The organism is Luteibacter sahnii (assembly GCF_034063545.1).
In the GTDB taxonomy this organism is placed as follows: Bacteria; Pseudomonadota; Gammaproteobacteria; order Xanthomonadales; family Rhodanobacteraceae; genus Luteibacter; species Luteibacter sahnii.
The window spans coordinates 18,472-35,392 of record NZ_JAQLOK010000003.1 but is presented as its reverse complement, the minus strand read 5'-3'; the positions used below and the strand labels follow the sequence as shown (position 1 = coordinate 35,392).

Annotated in this window: 13 protein-coding genes; 8 read left to right on the top strand and 5 right to left on the bottom strand. The window is 66.0% G+C overall.

The window, feature by feature from the left end; genetic code table 11:
* Positions 1-72 precede the first annotated feature (72 nt).
* The 4 genes from PI246_RS10550 (at position 73) to PI246_RS10535 (ending at position 4,913) form a co-directional block, all read left to right on the top strand.
* Positions 73-663, top strand: coding sequence for a nucleotidyltransferase family protein (locus PI246_RS10550; protein ID WP_320551254.1), 591 nt, complete (start codon positions 73-75; stop codon positions 661-663).
* Positions 664-896: 233 nt separating this feature from the next.
* On the top strand, positions 897-1,895 hold the full coding sequence (locus PI246_RS10545; protein WP_320551253.1) for a glycosyltransferase family 9 protein: 999 nt from the start codon (positions 897-899) through the stop codon (positions 1,893-1,895).
* Between the two features lie 140 nt (positions 1,896-2,035).
* Positions 2,036-3,970 carry an LTA synthase family protein gene (locus PI246_RS10540; RefSeq protein WP_320551252.1) on the top strand — a complete coding sequence of 645 codons (1,935 nt, stop codon included), beginning with the start codon at positions 2,036-2,038 and terminating at the stop codon, positions 3,968-3,970.
* Positions 3,971-4,208: 238 nt separating this feature from the next.
* Positions 4,209-4,913 (top strand): FadR/GntR family transcriptional regulator, encoded by a 705-nt coding sequence (locus PI246_RS10535; protein ID WP_320551251.1) that lies wholly within the window; start codon positions 4,209-4,211, stop codon positions 4,911-4,913.
* Between the two features lie 27 nt (positions 4,914-4,940).
* Here the strand turns inward: PI246_RS10535 and PI246_RS10530 are convergent, their stop codons facing one another.
* Both PI246_RS10530 and PI246_RS10525 read right to left on the bottom strand, forming a co-directional pair.
* A complete protein-coding gene (locus PI246_RS10530) occupies positions 4,941-6,128 on the bottom strand; it encodes a glycoside hydrolase family 27 protein (protein ID WP_320551250.1) in 1,188 nt (395 codons plus the stop codon).
* Positions 6,129-6,153: 25 nt separating this feature from the next.
* Positions 6,154-9,042, bottom strand: a complete 2,889-nt coding sequence (locus PI246_RS10525) for a TonB-dependent receptor (RefSeq protein WP_320551249.1) — start codon at positions 9,040-9,042, stop codon at positions 6,154-6,156.
* Between the two features lie 397 nt (positions 9,043-9,439).
* Between PI246_RS10525 and PI246_RS10520 the strand changes: the two genes are divergently transcribed.
* Entirely contained in the window at positions 9,440-9,817 is a 378-nt protein-coding gene (locus tag PI246_RS10520) for a VOC family protein (RefSeq protein ID WP_320551248.1), read from the top strand.
* 18 nt (positions 9,818-9,835) lie between these two features.
* Here PI246_RS10520 and PI246_RS10515 read toward each other — a convergent pair whose 3' ends face one another.
* On the bottom strand, positions 9,836-11,281 hold the full coding sequence (locus PI246_RS10515) for a S41 family peptidase (protein ID WP_320551247.1): 1,446 nt from the start codon (positions 11,279-11,281) through the stop codon (positions 9,836-9,838).
* 152 nt (positions 11,282-11,433) lie between these two features.
* Here PI246_RS10515 and PI246_RS10510 point away from each other — a divergent pair, with 152 nt between their 5' ends.
* The 3 genes from PI246_RS10510 to PI246_RS10500 all read left to right on the top strand — a co-directional run bounded on the left by PI246_RS10510 (position 11,434) and on the right by PI246_RS10500 (position 13,717).
* Positions 11,434-12,408, top strand: a complete 975-nt coding sequence (locus tag PI246_RS10510; RefSeq protein WP_320551246.1) for a serine hydrolase — start codon at positions 11,434-11,436, stop codon at positions 12,406-12,408.
* Positions 12,409-12,533: 125 nt separating this feature from the next.
* Positions 12,534-12,977, top strand: a complete 444-nt coding sequence (locus tag PI246_RS10505) for an Rrf2 family transcriptional regulator (protein WP_320551245.1) — start codon at positions 12,534-12,536, stop codon at positions 12,975-12,977.
* 2 nt (positions 12,978-12,979) lie between these two features.
* Positions 12,980-13,717, top strand: a complete 738-nt coding sequence (locus tag PI246_RS10500) for an NAD(P)/FAD-dependent oxidoreductase (protein ID WP_455429788.1) — start codon at positions 12,980-12,982, stop codon at positions 13,715-13,717.
* Positions 13,718-14,238: 521 nt separating this feature from the next.
* Here PI246_RS10500 and PI246_RS10495 read toward each other — a convergent pair.
* Positions 14,239-14,676: a DUF3617 domain-containing protein gene (locus PI246_RS10495; protein ID WP_320551244.1), complete on the bottom strand. Its 438-nt coding sequence runs from the start codon at positions 14,674-14,676 to the stop codon at positions 14,239-14,241.
* Positions 14,677-14,754: 78 nt separating this feature from the next.
* Positions 14,755-16,791 (bottom strand): alkaline phosphatase family protein, encoded by a 2,037-nt coding sequence (locus PI246_RS10490; RefSeq protein ID WP_320551243.1) that lies wholly within the window; start codon positions 16,789-16,791, stop codon positions 14,755-14,757.
* Positions 16,792-16,921: the final 130 nt, after the last annotated feature.

Here is a 16,921-nt window from a genome sequence, read left to right as displayed (position 1 = left end):
AACCAGAAACCCCCGCCGTCATGGTGTAGCTTTGATGAAGCCGCCGCGCACGCGCGGCACACGGAAACGACGATGACGGCACGACACGACGCCGTGCTCCTGGCGGCCGGCGGCAGCCGGCGCCTGGGCCACCCCAAGCAGATGCTCACCGTCGGGGGCGAAACCCTGCTGGTGCGCGCCGCGCGCCTGCTCGCCGCTACCGGACCCGGCCGGCTTGTGGTGGTGCTCGGTGCGCACGCCGACGCACTGGCGTCCTGGCTCGACGAAGGCATCGTTCGGGTGAATCCCGACTGGCGTGACGGCATGGCCTCGTCGTTGCAGGTGGCGGCCCGCGCGCTGGACGATCGCGAGCGCCCGGTGCTGGTCGCGGTGGTCGACCAGCCCGCGCTCGATGCGATGCACCTCGCCCACCTGCTCGCCGCCTACGACGGGCGACGCGACGTGGTCACGGCGTACGGCGACGCACGTGGCGTTCCCGCCGTCGTGCGCGCCTCGACCCTGCGACGCGCGCCATCGCTCCAGGGCGACCAGGGCCTGCGCGCGCTGTGGGCCGGCGAGTCGCCGCTGGCTGTGCGCGCGGACGCGCTGGAACGCGACATCGACACACCCGGTGATGTCGACATCGCGATGCGTGACGGCCTGCTCGACCCTGCGCGCGGCTGACCGACCATGGGGGTTCCGCGCACCCCCTCGGCATTCACGAGATTGAAACCTCGTTGCACAGCAAGTTCTAAGGTTGCGCTGGCATCGTAGGCGCACGACCTGGTCGGTCCAGGCGCCAGAGGTGCGTTATGACGAGGGCCCTACCCCTTACCCGGACATCCACCGCGGCTCCCTCGCGCGCGCCGCAGCACGGACGCCTCCAGGCGTGGCGGCGCCGCACGGTACGCTGGTTGATGGGACGGCTGCTGCCGCCGACGGGTAACGAGGTGACAGCCGGCTCCCTGCCACCTTCCGGCATCCAGCGCGTGCTGGTCTGCCGGCCCAACCATCGCCTGGGCAACACCGTGCTGATGACCCCGCTGATGGCGGAGCTGGAGCGTCTCTACCCGGGCGCGGAGGTCGACGTGCTCGGCGCCGGCGCCGCGCCTCGCGGCGTCTATGGCGGCTACGCCGCGCTGGGCGATCTCTTCCTCCTGGCGCCGAAGGCGGTTCGCCATCCGATCGCCACGGTGGCGACGATCCGCGCCCTGCGCAGGAAGCGCTACGACCTGGTGATCGACGCGGCGGCCGGTTCGTCCTCCGGCAAGCTGCTCGCCTCGCTGGCCACGGCGCGCTTTCGTCTCGGCGTCGACACGGCGGGCGATACGCTGCCCTTGCACCTGGCGGCCAGGCCCGTCCACGCGCTGCGCTGGGCCGCGGGCCGGGACATGGCGCGGCCGATGCCCCGCCTGGACCTGCGCCTGTCGGACACCGAGCGGTGCACCGGCCGGGCCACCCTTGAGCGCGTGCTGGCGGCCGCGCCGGGCGGCGACGCGCCGGTGCTGGCGATCTTTCCCAACGCGACGGGGGCCAAGCGCTACGACGAGGCCTGGTGGACCACGTTCCTCGCCGAGCTGACCTCGCATACCGGACCGTTGCGGATCGTCGAGCTGGTGGCCGCCGACGGCCGCTCGCGGGTGAATGACCGTTACCCCACCTATTTCACCAGCGACCTGCGCAAGCTGTCGGCCTTCATCGAGGCGGCAGGCATGTACATCAGTGCCGACTGCGGGGTGATGCACCTGGCAGGGGCAACGCAGGCCCTGACCCTTGGGCTATTCGGCACGACGGACGCACGCCGCTATGCGCCCTACGGCGGGATGAACCTGGCGATCCGCTCGGAGGACGGCAACGCGGCCGGGGCGGCGTTGCGGGCGGCCGAGGCGATCGGGCGATGGCGCGCGATGCGGTGAAGGGGCGCGATCCGGCGGCAGCCGGCACGGGGGTGACTAAGCCTGGCATAAGGTTCGGGAAAGCGTGCCGTAAGCGTACCCTCTTACGCTGCTGGCTCGTGCCAGCCTGAGGGCTTGCTTACCACACGAGGCCTGATTCCTTGGTATCCCAGACATCCCGGGCGCTCCGCCAGCGCTTCAAGCCCCTTGCCTGGTTCGGCGTGCTGTTCGTCGCCGTCGCGTTCCTTGTCCGCCTGATCCTGCTGGTCAAGACAGGCAAGGACGTCCCGCCCAATCCACTGCAGTGGCTCTATCTGTTCGGCGTCGGCCTGGGCTACGACCTCATCACCCTGCTCTACGTGGGGTGGCCGATGCTGCTGGTGCTATGGCTGCTGCCGACGCGCGCGTATCTGTCCACCTGGGGACGGCGCATCTTCTTCGGCTTCGCCTTCGTGCTCGCGTTCGGCGTGCTCTACGTGGGCGCGGCGGAACTGGTCTTCTGGGGCGAGTTCGGCGCTCGTTTCAACTTTATCGCGGTGGACTACCTCGTCTATACCCACGAGGTGGTCGGCAACATCCGTGAGTCGTATCCGATCGTGACCTGGACGATCCTCCTGGTGCTGGCCACGCTGGCGGTGGTCTGGTTCAGCCGGCGCCGCATCCGCCCGCGTGACGATGGTTCGCGCTTCCTCGGCCGCACCGCCGTCGTGGGCGTCTGGCTCGCACTCACGGTCGCGGTGAGCTTCGCCTTCGACGCCTCGATGAAGGACCAGTCGCGCAACAACTACGTCAACGAGCTGGCAGGGGACGGCATCTATCAGTTCTTCGCCGCGTTCCGCGACAACCAGCTCGATTACGGCAAGTACTACCCGACCCTCCCGGACGCCGTGGCCTTCGGCCGCCTGCGCACCCTGCTCAAGACCCCGGACGCCACGTTCACCAGCAACGATCCGATGGACATCACCCGGCAGATCGCCAACATGGGGCCGGAGAAGAAGCTCAACGTGGTGCTGATCAGCGTCGAGAGCCTGTCCGGCGACTACGTCGAAGGCCTGGACGTCTCCAAACACCGTCACCTGACGCCCAACCTCGACGCCCTGGCCTCCAAGAGCCTGTTCTTCACCCAGCTCTACGCCAACGGCACACGCACCGTGCGCGGCCTCGAGGCTCTGGCACTGTCCGTGCCGCCCACCCCGGGCGAGTCGATCGTCAAGCGTCCCGACAACGAACACCTCTGGTCGCTGGCCGACGTGTTCAACGCGAAGGGCTACACCTCCGAGTTCGTCTACGGCGGCTACGGCTACTTCGACAACATGAACCACTTCTTTGCCAACAACGGCTACGACGCGGTCGACCGCAACGCCATCGATGCGAAGGACATCCATGCCGAGAACGTATGGGGCGTGGCGGACGAAGACCTGTACACGCTGGTCATCAAGCGCATGGACGACGCCTACGCCAAGGGCAAGCCGTATTTCGGCCACGTGATGACCACCTCGAACCATCGGCCGTTCACTTTCCCCGAAGGCCGCGTGTCGCTGCCCCAGGGCAGGCGCCCGGCCGCGGTGCAGTACACCGACTGGGCGATCGGCGACTTCCTCAAACGCGCCTCGACCAAGCCGTGGTTCGACGACACGGTGTTCATCATCACCGCCGACCACTGCGCCACCAGTGCGGGCAAGACCAGCCTGCCGCTCGACCGCTACCACATCCCCCTCTACATCTACTCGCCCAAGCACATCGCCCCGGCCCACGTCGACCGGCTCATGAGCCAGATCGACATTCCGCCGACCCTGCTGGGCCTGCTCAACTTCAGCTACCCGTCGCGCTTCTACGGCTACGACCTGTTCAAGCTGGAGCCGGGCCGCGAGCGCGCCTTCGTGAGCACCTACCAGGAACTGGGCTACCTGCACGGCGACGTACTCGCCTCGCTGATTCCCCGCCAGCCGGTGAAGGAAATGATCCCGCAGCGGACCACGGGCGACGCCGAGCCGATGAACCGTCCCGACAAGGAAGACGCGGACGACGCCATCACCTACTACCAGACGGCCGCCTACCTGTTCACCCATGGCCTGATGCGGCACGCCACGCACTGAGCCGGCGGACGCCTGCGCGGTTTCGGCGATAAGCCGGGCCGTCGGCCGGGGGACGATCCGTTCGTGCCCCCGGCCTTGCCCGTGTTTCACGGCTGTCTTGCCTCTTCCCGCGGTACACGCCGGGCACGCATGCCCGCCGGCGGCGGCGTGTGCTATAAATTCCCGCATCGCCTCCTATTTGTATGACAAATTCCATGCGATGCGGGATTCCGGCGCAACAGCCAAGAAGGGAAAGCGAATGGTGAAGCTGGCGACCGTGCGGAACCTGCACCATCAGGTCATCCAAGAGCTGGGCCGACTGATCGTCAGCGGCGAACTGGCGATCGGACAAAACCTGCCCCGCGAGGAAGTGCTGGCCGAACGCATGAACGTCAGTCGCACCGCCTTGCGCGAGGCGATGAAGGTGCTCTCGGCCAAGGGGCTGATCGAATCCCGGCAAAAGACCGGCACCCGCGTCCGCGAAGAGATGTACTGGAACCAGCTCGACGCCGACGTGCTCGCCTGGCGCTGCGAGTCGATGCCGACCGATGCGTTCGTCGAGAAACTGGTCGAGATGCGCGAGCTCATCGAGCCGGCCGCCGCGGCCGCCGCGGCGAAACGCCGGACGCCCGACCAACTGGCGCAGATCGAGGCCGCGTACCTCGCGATGGAAGCGGCCGAAGATCTCGACGCCTGGGCCATCGCCGACCTCGCCTTCCATGAAGCGGTGCTGCGCGCGACCAACAACGAGCTGATGTCGTCGCTGTTCTCGGTGATCGAAAGCGCGCTGGGCACCTACTTCGTGCTGTCGGCGCGCAATTCGGCGAACTTCAAGAACGCCCTGCCCCAGCACCACAAGGTCTACGAGGCGATCCGCCGTCGTCAGCCGGAAGTCGCCCGGCAGGGCATGATGAAGATGGTGGCCGATTCGCGCAGCAACCTGCGCCGCCAACGCACCCGTTGAGGCCATCGCCCCAACGGGCGGTTCCCCTTACGGGCTGACGCGATACATCATCGTGGCGTGCGGTGCGAGCGAGCCCTTGATGGTGCCGTCGCCCTGGCGATCGGTGTGCGCCCACAGGTCGCGCAGCGTGTAGCGGCCCGGGCTGAGGCCCAGCTGCGCGGGGCTCACGTCGATGTCTTTCGCCGCGTCCGTCTCGTTGAACACGACCACCGCGTGCGACCCGCCCTGCAGCGGCTTGACGATGACGTGCACGCCGCCGGCATCGCTCACCTGCTTGCCCTGCACGCCGAGCGGATCCTGGTTGACCGCGATCACGTCCTTATTGAGCAGGATCTTTAGCGCGTCGGGTTTGATCTTGCGCAGGTCGGTGCCGATCAGGAGCGGCGCGTTCATGATCGACCACAGGCTGAAGTGGCTGCGGTATTCCACGTCGGTCATGCCGCCGTTGCCTACCTCGAGCATGTCCGGGTCGTTCCAGTGCCCCATGCTGGCGTAGCCATCGAGCACGACGTTCTGTTTGAAGATCTTCAGCATCGAGGCGTAGTTGTCGCTGATGTCCCCGGTGGTGCGCCACGAACCGGCGTCGATGGGCGGCTTGCCCGCCCACAGCCACGGCTTGTTCTCGCCCCACTCGCACACGCTGAAGAAGATCGTTCGGCCACTGCCACGCAGGGCCTCGGCCATCGCCGCATAGCGCTGGGTGGCCTCGATTTTCTGGTTGTTGCAGTTGTCGTACTTGAGGTAGTCGACGTCCCACGCGGCGAACGAGGCGGCATCGTCCTTCTCGTGTCCCAGCCCCCCCGGGAACCCACGGTTTTCCTGCAACGGCTCGCACGTGGACGTGCCTGCGCTCGAATACAGGCCGAACTTGAGGCCTTTCGAATGGATGTAGGCCGCGAGCGCCTTGATGCCGCTGGGAAAGCGCTTGGGGTTGGGTTGCAGGTGCCCGTCCTTGTCGCGCTGCCAGTTCGCCCAGCAGTCGTCGATGTTGACGTACTGGTAGCCGGCGTCCTTCAGGCCGAGGCTCACGAACTTGTCCGCGATGCCGCGGATCATCGCCTCGTTGAACTCATCGCGGCAGTGCGTGGAATTCCAGTTGTTGAATCCCATCTGCGGAAGCGGTCCGCTGCCGTCCGCCGCGCGCGCGGGGGGAATCGCCAGGCCCAGCATGCCCAGGAGCATGCCGAGCGCCGTGCCTCGCAGGAGGCTTGCCATGGAAATGTTCATCGATGCTCCCGGATCAGAAGGTGCCACGCACGCCAACGGTGTACTGCGTACCGTCTGCTTCGGCGTAAAGGAAACGGTTGCGATAGACCGAGTAGTCGTAGAGGTGCTCGTGGGTGAGGTTGGTGCCGGACACGAACACGGAAAGGTTCTTGTTGATCGCGTAGCTGGCACTGAGGTCGAGCTGGCCATACGACGTGCGCGTGGCCGGCTGGGCACCCGCCCCGTAGGAAATGCTCTCCAGGTAGGAGCCGCGCCAGTTGTATGCCAGTCGCACCTGCACCGGTCCCTTCTCGTAATAGGCGCTGAGGTTGCCCGAGTTGCCGATGCCAGGCACCGCGAACGCGCCCGCGGTGGAGATCAGGCCCGGGCTGAGCGAGGTGCTGCTCGACACGTGCGTGTAGTTGAACGCCATGCCCAGGCCGTCGAACGGATCGGGCAGCACGTTCTTGAACTGATAGTTGAAGGTCAGTTCCTCGCCGTAGATTTTCGACGCGTTGAGGTTCACCGGCTGGGTGAGCGTCCAGGTGAGCGGATTGCCGCTGGCCGAGTCGTTGAGGAAGGTGGTGGGCGTGCTCACCAGCGTGGTGAAGTTGCCGACTTTCTTGTGGAAGCCTTCGATCGCCACGTAGCTGGCGTCGTTGATGTACCACTCCAGGCCCATGTCGAAGTTGGTGGACGTGTAGGGCTGCAGCGCCGGGTTGCCGCGCGAGATCGTCAACGAATTGGGTCGCGTGCCGAAGCTGGTGTTGTAGTAGAGATTGCTCAACTGCGGCGGCGTCAGCGTCTTGGAGTACGCGAAGCGGTAGATTAGGTTGTCGAGCAGGTTCCACTTGAAGTTCAGCGACGGCAACCACTTGTGATAGCCGCCATCGGCCGACTGGGCCTGGAGCCCACCGTAGGCCACCTGGCCGTTACTGGTGTCGTTCGGGTCGATGCGGTAGCTGATCGGCGGCTGGTTGATGGCCGTCGAGGTGGAGGTCACGTTGATGTAGCGCACGCCCAGGTCCAGCCCCCACGGCATGTTCCACAGCGTGCCTTCCAGTTCGGCCTTGGCGAAGACCGACTTCTGCTTCTCGGCCACCTTGTTGTAGCTGCCCGGGTTGATGGCGGCGTCGAAGGTGCCGCCGTTGGCCGCGAGGCCGGCGAGCAGGGCCTCACGCTTGTCGGCCGGCAGTTGGTTGTAAGCCGCGGGCGAGGCCAGCCAGGCCAGATAGGCGCGCGGATCGTACGCCACCCATTGCTGCGGCTGTCCCGGCGAGGTCACGCCCGTGACGCGAGCCGGCGGCGTGTAGAGATAGGCACCCACCGCGTTCGGGTCCACCGGAACGCCGTAACCGCAATACGCGTTGCACAGGATGCTGTTCGGCGTGCCATAGCTCACCGACGTCACCGACTGCCGGGTGTATTCGCCGCCGAAGACCAGCCGCGACAGCGTGCCGTCGGTGAAGCTCTTGTCCAGCTTGATCTGGTACTGGTCGACCTTGTTGGTCACGTTGTTGCCCGAACCGGCATTGCAGCAATGCGCGTCCAGGTTGGTGACGTCGGTGGACGACAGGATGTTGGAATACGCCGGTGGACGGTTGTCGCCGCCGTTGGTCCAGGTCGGGTTGACGCCGAAGTTCTTTGCGCCCATCACGAGGAAGTAGCCATCGGGGCTGACCTTGTTCCACGCCTTGGAGTCGGAGATGTCGAGACTGATCTTGGTGTTCGGGTCGACGTCGAAGCCGAGATTCAAGCCGTTCTGGTAACTCTTCTCGTAACTCGGGCTCGACGACAGGATGTAGTCGTTCGCCATCGTCGAGTTGCTGCGCGCCTTGCGCGTGAAGCTGGTGACCGTGTTGTTGGCGTCGGTCGTGAGCGACTGGATGTCGTTCGTATTGCCGTACTCGCCGAACGCGCGCTGGAGGTTGTCGACCTTGTAGCTCGAATAGAGCGTATCCAGCTGCACGGTCAGGCGGTCGATCGGCTTCCAGTCGATCGCGCCGCTGACGCCCTTGCGGGTGCGGGTCTCGTCGATGTAGTTGCTCTGCAAGGTCTCGGGAACGGCGACGTGTTCGTACCGGGGATCGTTCAGACCGGCGGACTGCGAAATGTTCTGGTCGGCGTACCACGAGTTCGCCTGGGTATTGAGCTGGGTGTCCTTGCGCTTGTAATACGTGGCCGAAACCATGTAACCGAAGGTATGGTCGTTGTTGGTCCAGCCGAAGACGCCCGAGGCCTTGGGCGTGGTCTTGCCTTTCCAGTCGCCGTCGATGTTGCTGTTGACGCCGGCCGCGCTCCAGGCACCGTGGATACCGGTGAAGTCGAGCGGGCGCGCCGTCTGGATGTTGACCACGCCGCCGATGTCCACTTCGGGAATGTCGGCCGACGAGGTCTTGTTGACCTGCGCCACGCTGATGATTTCGGAGGGCAGCACGTCGAAGTTGAAGGCACGCGAACCCGAGGCCGTGGCCATCTGACGGTTGTTGACCGTGACGGCGACGAATTCCGGGCCAAAGCCACGCACGGCGATCTGGCTCGACTCGCCGCCGCTGCGGTTCACCGACACGCCGGGTACGCGTTGCAGGGCGTCGGCCACGTTGGGATCGGGAAACTTGCCCGTCTCTTCGGCGGAGATCGAGTCGACCACGTTGACCGAGTCGCGCTTGATCTCCTGCGCGCGCTGCAACGCCGCCAGCTGGCCGGTGACGGCGACCGCGCCCAGTTCGGTCACCTTCTTGTCGCCGGCCTTCGCCTGTGGATCCTGCGGCGCGGGAGTGGACGGCGCGGCGCTCGTCGAACTCGCGGCGGGTGCCGTCGTGGCTGCCTGGGCCCGCACCGGTCCGACGTGCCCCAGCAGGCCGACCATACCCGTGGCTACCAGCGCCGCGCGAACGGCGAACGCCATCTTCGTAAGCTGCATGACTACCTCCCCTCGAATGGAATCGCTCACATCGACATGCAAACCCTGCGGCGAGCGGGCCGCCCTTCCCCAGGACACGCCGGCTGCCGCTCCCCCTATTTGTAGTATTTTAAGATAATACTCACGCGCTTCCCTGCAAGCCGCGGCGCAACACGGCACCGGCCTGGCGGCTCGGTGTCATGAATGCAGGGGTTACCGTGCCAAAAACGTCAGCGTCGTCGTGCGCCGAATGTTGCACCGCAGTCGCGAGCACTCCCCGGTTGCCGACACTCGCGGCGGTCCGCCTCCCTCGACAGGCCGGCCCGCCGATGCGATGCCTCACTGGAAAACCCACCCCCGGCACCGCACATTCCGTGCGACATTGCCCACCGACGCCCAACACCCCGAGGAGCTCGCGATGCCGTTGATCGACCACATCGAATTCGCCGTGACGGATGCGGAAGCCTCCCGTCGGTTCTACGAACAGGCCCTTGCCCCGCTGGGCGTCACGCTCGTCATCAGCCGCGACGCCAACGGGCGCACGCGCCACGGTTTCGGCCGCGACGGCTACCCGAGCCTGTGGATCCACGACCAAGGCACCCCCGGCGACGGGCACGTCGCCATCCAGGCCGACAGCCGCGAGGCGGTCAACGCGTTCCACCAGGCGGCATTGGCAGCCGGCGGTCGGGACAACGGGCCGCCGGGCATCCGCTCGCACTACCAGGCGAATTACTACGCCGCCTTCGTGCTGGATCCGGACGGGTTCAACGTGGAGGCGCTCTACCTCGGCGCCTGACGCGCGCGCGAGGGCAACTTAGCGCAGGCCCGCGATCCAGCGTTCCAGCCCGGCGGTATCGGTGAGGTCGCCCGGGTAAGCGTCGCGTGGCACCAGGGGAACGTTGCTGCCACGTCGGCGCCCCCGGTAGACCTTCATCGGTACCGCCAGCGCCATGTGGCCACTCGGTAGCGTGGTTTGACGAATGTCCATGTAGGCGGTATCCGCGCTCGTTTCCTGGCCGACGTGGACGGCGCCCAGGGCGAGGAACAGGTCGGCGGCGTCGAGGCAGGCCGACGCGCAGCCGCTGTCGGTGACCATGACGATCCGTGCGTGGGTCACCGGGGGTGCCGGCGTGGGCGGCTTGGCGTCGTCGATTTCCGCGTAATAAGGTTGGCCCTTCGCCAACGCCGCCTGCATCCCCTCGACGACACGCTTGCCCCATGCGAGGTTTTCCGGCGGCGCGTCGGCATGGGCCTGCCACATGCGCAGGTAGGAATGCATCTGAGCGATGTTGTCGCGGGAGGCCCGCCAGTCGACGCGGCTAGGCTCCAGGTTGACGGCACCGACCGCCTGCTCGCCCCACAACGCCTGGGCGATACGCTGGCTCCACCCGGAGTCACCGCCGTTGTTGCCGCGCAGGTCCAGCACCACGCGTGGCGCCCCGAGGATCGTATTCCGCTGCGATCGCACCTGGGCGATCAACGGTTCAAGCGCCTTGGCCGCCGGATGCTCGGGGTTACCGTCGAAGTCGCTGAGCGCGATCCACACCGTGCCGTCGGGGAGCGTCCGCAGACCGATCGGTTCGGCCTTGCGCCGGTACGCCTCGGCGAAACGGCGGACGAGTTCCTTCTCGTCGATGGGCCGCCATGCCAGGTCCACCGTGCGACGCGTGCCGTCCACGTCGAACGTGCATCGGGTGGGGCGCTGGATCCATGGATTGCCGACGTCGGTGAAAAGTCGCTTGCCGCGCATGACACGCGACGCGTGAAGGTTCCAGCGGCCGCTCCCCCCCAAGCCGCCGACGTTGTCGCGGGCGAGTGCCGCGGCCTCCTTGCCGTCGCAGGCGACGAGGCGCGCGCCCAGGGGCACCGGGGCGTCCGCGGCGCGAGTCACCACACGCTGTTCGTCCTTTTCATCGAACGTGGTGAGAAATCCAGGCCACCGCGTCGCCAGGGGAGGCGGATCGACGTCCTCGGGGATGAAGACCGCAAGATGGCCGTCGTCGAACGTGGCCGCGTAAGCGATCAGGGCATAAAGGTAGCCCGCATAGGTCGTGGTGCGACCCGCCCGCTGCAACGCCAGCGCCAGGCCCCGGTCGTTCTTGGTCGCAAAGCCAGGATTCTCGGGATCGACGGAGCCGGGATGGTTGCGGGCGATGTCATCATGCATGGCCCGGGCGTCCGTGCGCAGGCTGGTCGCCCAATCCTGTGCCGAAGCGGCAGGCACGATGAGCAGCAACAGGGCTGCCAGCAGCGGTTTCATACCTTTCCCCTCACGTGTCGTGCCCGATGCTCGTCGAGACGAACGGCACGGGCAAGCGACGAAAGTCACGCCTTCGCTCCGTCCCCTCCCTCGCCACGAAAAACGCCGAACCGTGGTACAGGATGACGGCCGACTCCCCCGAGGTTCTCCCCATGCTCAAGTATCCCCTGCTCGCCCTGTCCCTGGCCTTCGCATCCACCACGGTCATCGCCGCGGAGCGTCCCGAGGCCTTGCAGGCGTCGCTGCAAAAGCTCGCCGACGAGGCCCGGCCAGCCCGGTTCGGCATCGTCGTCGAGCTCGACAACGGCGTCACCGCCCGGGTCAACGACGACCGCCCCTATATGATGATGAGCACGTTCAAGGCGCCGGTCGCGGCGGCCGTGCTCAACCTCGTCGATGCGGGCAAGCTGACACTCGATCGCACGGTGCACCTGACACCGGCCGACGTGACCCCCGGCTCCGCCGTGCCGTCGGTCGGTGCCCGCATCGCGAAAGGCGCGGCGGATGTCACGGTGAGCGAACTGTTGACCGCGGCGGTGACGCAGAGCGACAACACCGCCGTGGACGCCTTGATCCGCCTGATCGGTGGCGGCCCGGTGGTCACCGATTACCTCAAGAGCAAGGGCGTCGAAGGCATGCGCATCGACATGGACGAGCGGGGCGTAGGCCGTGTCTTCGACGGTCTGGCCGATGGCACGACCGAACCGGCGAACGAGACGGCAGCGGCCAGGGATGCGCGTCGGCGCGCAGGCTACGAGGCCGCGATCGCCATGCAGGAGAACACCACGACGCTCGCTGGCGCAGCGCGCTTCCTCGACAAGCTCCAGGCGGGCCAGCTGCTGTCGCCCGTGTCGACGCGGTACCTGCTCTCCCTGATGCAGGCCCAAGTCATCCCCAACCGTATTCGCGCGGGGGTGCCGAAGGACTTCACCATCGCCGACAAGACCGGCACCGGTGCGAGCAACGGCAAGCGCATCGCCGCCTGGAACGACATGGCGATCATCACCGCCCCCAACGGCCGGCACGCGGTCGTCGGCGCCTTCCTGCGCGACACCACGTCGACCGACGCGCAACGCGCCGCGTGGTTCAAACGACTGGGTGAGCTGGTTTCCCACGAGCTGATGTAGACGGCAGCCCTGTCCGCAACACGCCGCTCACGTCGCACACCACGGGCGAAGCCGGGTTCATCCGCTGCGCCCGTTTACGCTGCCGGGAGTTGACACACGCTCGATTTCGTAACATTGTAAGTTACATGAAGCACGATAGCCGCCTGTCTTCCGTCCTGCATGCCTTGCTGCACATGGCCGAGCACGACGGCCCGATGACGTCCGACGCCTTGGCCCAATGCCTCGGCACGCACCCCGTCGTGGTGCGGCGAACGATGGGCTATCTCCGCGAGGCCGGCATCGTCGCGTCCGAACGCGGCCATGCCGGCGGATGGCGCATCCAGGCAGATCTGCACGCCGTCACCCTGCGGCAGCTTCACGACGCCCTGGGCGAGCCCGCGATGTTCGCGATCGGACACCGCGACGAGGCACCGCAGTGCCTGGTGGAACAAGCCGTCAACGCCGCCCTCGAGCGCACGCTGGCCGACGCCGAGGCGCTTCTGCTGCAACGCTTTTCGGAGATCACCCTCGCCGATCTGGCTGCGGATTTCGCCCGCCGCCACGCGGCGGTACGTCGCATCAGGAGATAACCATGCGCTATGACGTCATCGTTGTTGGCGGAAGCTACGCCGGCATGGGCGCGGCCCTGCAGTTGGTGCGCGCCCGTAAGTCCGTCCTGATCGTCGATGCGGGTGAGCGACGCAACCGTTTCGCCAGCCACTCGCATGGCTTCCTCACCCAGGACGGCGCCGACGCATCGGCGATCGCCGCCATCGCGCGCGAGCAGTTGCTGGCGTATCCCACCGTGCAATGGCTGGACGCACGCGTCGAGGCGATATCCGGTGGACCGGATGACTTCACCGTCACCCTTGCGCACGGCGAAACCCACCACGCGCGACGCATCCTCCTGGCCACGGGCGTGACCGATCAACTGCCCGCCATCCCCGGCCTGGCCGAACGCTGGGGCAAGGCCGTTTTCCACTGCCCCTACTGCCATGGCTACGAACTCGGAAAAGGCCGGATCGGCATCCTCGGGACCGGCCCGAACTCGATTCACCAGGCCAGCTTCCTCACCGAGTGGGGTGAGGTGACGTTGTTCGTCAACGATGCCGTGACGCTGTCGCCGGAGCAGCGGGACGACCTGTTGCGACTCGGCGTATCGATTGAAGCATCGCCCATCGATACGTTGGTGGGGCACGCGGATGTGCGAACCGCCGATGGACGGTCCCACCACTTCGCGAGACTTTTCGTCGCTGCGCGCTGCGCACCGTCGAGCCCCCTGGCGGAGGCGCTCGGTTGTGAGCTGGAGGAGACGCCCATGGGGAGCTAGGTGCGCGTGGACGCCGAGCAGCGCACGTCTGTGCCCGGTGTCTTCGCATGCGGCGACCTGTCGAAAGCGCCCCATTCGGTATCGCTGGCCGTGGCGAGCGGCGCGTGGGCGGGCGCGCAGATTCATCGGTCGCTGTTCGCGGCGCGGTAGGGAGTTCGGCAGTCTGCAAGCGTATTGTGCCGAGCCTGACGCCGTTTTCCAGATCACTCTTCCTGGCACGTTCGTCATCTTGAGCGACGGCACGCCGCATGGAGATCACCTTTACCCCGCATCCCTGGATTGCGATGCGTCGCGTCATACCTGTTGGGTCCACACGCCGATAGGAGCTCCAAAAGCGAGTGGGCCACGCGGACAGGCATGCGCGAGCGACGCATGAGCAGCGTACTTCGGAACGACATTGACATGGCCTTCGGACCATGGCGCAGCAACTTCACGTGATCTCGCCCTTCAACTTCTGTCGAACGGCGAAAGTGTGCAAGCGGTCGCCGTCGAGCCCACTGACGTCATCGCCGACCACCGCATCAATCCTCCGGACTGGTACACGCCGCGTAACGATCCCCCTCGACCTGGATCACCTCGCCGTGGCCTGCCACTGAAACGCTACCGGTGTAGTGCTTGGCGCTGTCGAAGTCGACATGCGCGGACGCCGCCGGTGATCCCTTGCAGGTGAGCTTCCACGTGAGCGATGTCGTGCGGCGTTGGGGATCCGTCGTGGTGCACTCGCCTTGCGCCGGGGTCCACGCAGCGAACGTCGTCCAGGGGTCGGCGCCTTCGTCCACGCAATGCCATGTCACCGTCGGCGCACCGGCCTTGCCGTTTTCCACATGCCGCACCTGGATCTTCCACAGCCCCGGCATGGCACCGAAATCGCCCGCATCGGCGTGCACGGGTCTCACCATCGTGGTGGCGACAAGACACACAACGGCGGCGACCCACCGGCGGTAACGCAAACCATTCATGATCATTCGACTCCTTGCCAGACCGAAAGCCCTGCCCGCTTTCGCGGGCAAGGCCGGTATCTGGCGCTATCGTAAGGATCAGTCGGCGATGGCGCTGGCGTCGTAGACATCCTTGCGCCCGAAGTTGAACATGTCCATGAGGTTGCCGATGGCCGGGGCATTCACCGGCACGTACGGGTTCTCCCTGAACGACACCGGGTTGGGCAGGTTGTCGCGGCTACGGCTGGAGATCTGGTCCCTCAGCTTCCAGTTGGCTTCGACGAATTTGTCGAACGAAACATGGTCGTAGTACGTGTGCACGACCCGGCCGCCGGTGGAGTACTTCGACACCACCAAAAGCGGGATGCGCGTGCCGTCACCGAAGAAGTCGATCGGCTGGATGTAGCCCGAGTCATAGTAGCCACCGCCTTCATCGAAGGTCACCATGATCACGGTGTCGTCCCACACCTTGGGATTGGCCTTGGCCATCTCGACGATCTTGCGCACGTAGCCTTCGAACAGGTCCAGCTTGGACGAAGCGGGATGACCATCGAGGATGCCATCCGGCTTGGCGATGGACACGGCCGGCAGCGTGTCGTTCTGGATGTCGGTGTAGAGGTCGTTGAGGTCCTGGTTCTTCGCGCGCAGTTCCGGGTTGGTCATGACCTGCGTGGAATACAGGAACGGATTGCAGATGTTGCAGAACGTGCCGCCCTCGCCGTCTTCCTTGCCTTGCGCAAAGCCCTCCCCGTAGTACTTCCACGACACATGGTGCTTCTCCAGCAGCAGCGCCAGGTTCTCCTGCATGGTCGGCGGGATGGTGAACTGGTCGTCGCCCAGCGGTGCCGGCGTGCCATCACCCAGGTAGCCCGGGTTGTAGTTGTTCACCAGGTAGTAGGCCTTCGGTTTGCAGTCGGTGCCCTTGAACGTCTCGTACGGGAGCGAACGCAGGTAGTTCCTGATCTCTTTCACGCCCGGCTGGCTTTCGTCGGAGCAGTTGACGTACGAACCGCCGGCGTAGCCGTCCTGCTTCCACCAGTTGTCGGTGCCGAACTGCGTGTCCGGGTTTTCGATCTGGTTTTCCGGCGGGGTCGCCGGCTTGCCGTTGGCATCGGCGTAGTAGATCAGGGTGCCGTAGCCCAGCATGATGTGGTTGGCGCCCGTGCCACCCATGACCGACTGGTGGAAGTTGTCGCTCAGCGCGTACGTCTGGGCCAGTTCCTTGAAGTAGGGCGCATCGCCCTGGGCCATATTCAGGAACTGCATGGCGGTGGCGCCTTCACCGGTGCTCTGGTCGGTGAAGTTCGCCGGCAGCCGCTTGCCGTTGGTACCCGCGCCGATGGTGGTTTCCACCCAGGGGAACAGGTCGTTGAGACAACCGCTGGGATTGCTGGCCGTGGCGTGCCGGGCGCTGCAGTCGAGCTGCTGCCACATCTGGAAGAAGCGGTGCACCGGGCTATTGGCGTAGGCGTCGTAACTGATCGACGCGTGCATGTCGACCGGTGCGTTGGGAAGCCTGGCCGGAAACCGGGTATCCACCACGTGCGTAGGCAGGCCCGTACCGCCGCTGGCGAGCATGTCGTAGGTGCCATCGGGCAGGGCCGGCTCGATGGCCTGCGCCTGCGTCGCGGACGCAAACGGTGCTGCTGTCGGCGCGCCACCGGTATTCATCTGCGGAAGTGTCTTGTACTTGCCGACCTTCCTCGGGGACATGTCGTACGCACCGGTGCTCGAGGCCATGAACTGCGCGGCACGATCCACGTTCGGACCGGGCGTGCCGTCGGCACGGACAATGCCTTTCGACAGCAGGTTGTCCACCGACTGTCCCTTCGGCGGCGTGTACGTGCCATACACGTGATCGAACGTGCGGTTTTCGCCGATCAGCAGGATCACGTGCTTGATCGGGGTGGCGGTGCGATCGCTGTTGTCCTCGCCGTGGGGCGACTTGTGCATCAAGACCACACCACCGGGAAGACCCACCGGGTTCTTGAACGGCGCGACCGGTACATTCTGGCGGAACGGCGCGTCGTGGTCCGGTGGCGTGGCGTCCTGGGCGCCGACGATGCCGGCGACGCCGACCGACAGCGTGCCCATCAACAACGGCATGAGCCGCGTGCGTTGCAACCATGTAGCCATGGTGTATCTCTCCCTACCTGAAGTCGTCCCCCTGATTGGTGTCGACCGAGGTTATGGGGCCCGTCGACCGTCGTGAGCATCGTCTTCGCATATGACCGATCGTTGGCACGCGCGCGACAATGCGCGAGGT

Excerpts from the sequence above, each read along its gene's own strand:
- PI246_RS10510 (WP_320551246.1), top strand. The coding sequence starts at position 11,434 with ATGCTCAAGTATCCCCTGCTCGCCCTGTCCCTGGCCTTCGCATCCACC.
- PI246_RS10520 (WP_320551248.1), top strand. The coding sequence starts at position 9,440 with ATGCCGTTGATCGACCACATCGAATTCGCCGTGACGGATGCGGAAGCC.
- PI246_RS10550 (WP_320551254.1), top strand. The coding sequence starts at position 73 with ATGACGGCACGACACGACGCCGTGCTCCTGGCGGCCGGCGGCAGCCGG.
- PI246_RS10530 (WP_320551250.1), bottom strand. The coding sequence starts at position 6,128 with ATGGCAAGCCTCCTGCGAGGCACGGCGCTCGGCATGCTCCTGGGCATG.
- PI246_RS10535 (WP_320551251.1), top strand. The coding sequence starts at position 4,209 with ATGGTGAAGCTGGCGACCGTGCGGAACCTGCACCATCAGGTCATCCAA.
- PI246_RS10505 (WP_320551245.1), top strand. The coding sequence starts at position 12,534 with ATGAAGCACGATAGCCGCCTGTCTTCCGTCCTGCATGCCTTGCTGCAC.
- PI246_RS10545 (WP_320551253.1), top strand. The coding sequence starts at position 897 with ATGGGACGGCTGCTGCCGCCGACGGGTAACGAGGTGACAGCCGGCTCC.
- PI246_RS10490 (WP_320551243.1), bottom strand. The coding sequence starts at position 16,791 with ATGGCTACATGGTTGCAACGCACGCGGCTCATGCCGTTGTTGATGGGC.
- PI246_RS10495 (WP_320551244.1), bottom strand. The coding sequence starts at position 14,676 with ATGAATGGTTTGCGTTACCGCCGGTGGGTCGCCGCCGTTGTGTGTCTT.
- PI246_RS10515 (WP_320551247.1), bottom strand. The coding sequence starts at position 11,281 with ATGAAACCGCTGCTGGCAGCCCTGTTGCTGCTCATCGTGCCTGCCGCT.
- PI246_RS10525 (WP_320551249.1), bottom strand. The coding sequence starts at position 9,042 with ATGCAGCTTACGAAGATGGCGTTCGCCGTTCGCGCGGCGCTGGTAGCC.
- PI246_RS10500 (WP_455429788.1), top strand. The coding sequence starts at position 12,980 with ATGCGCTATGACGTCATCGTTGTTGGCGGAAGCTACGCCGGCATGGGC.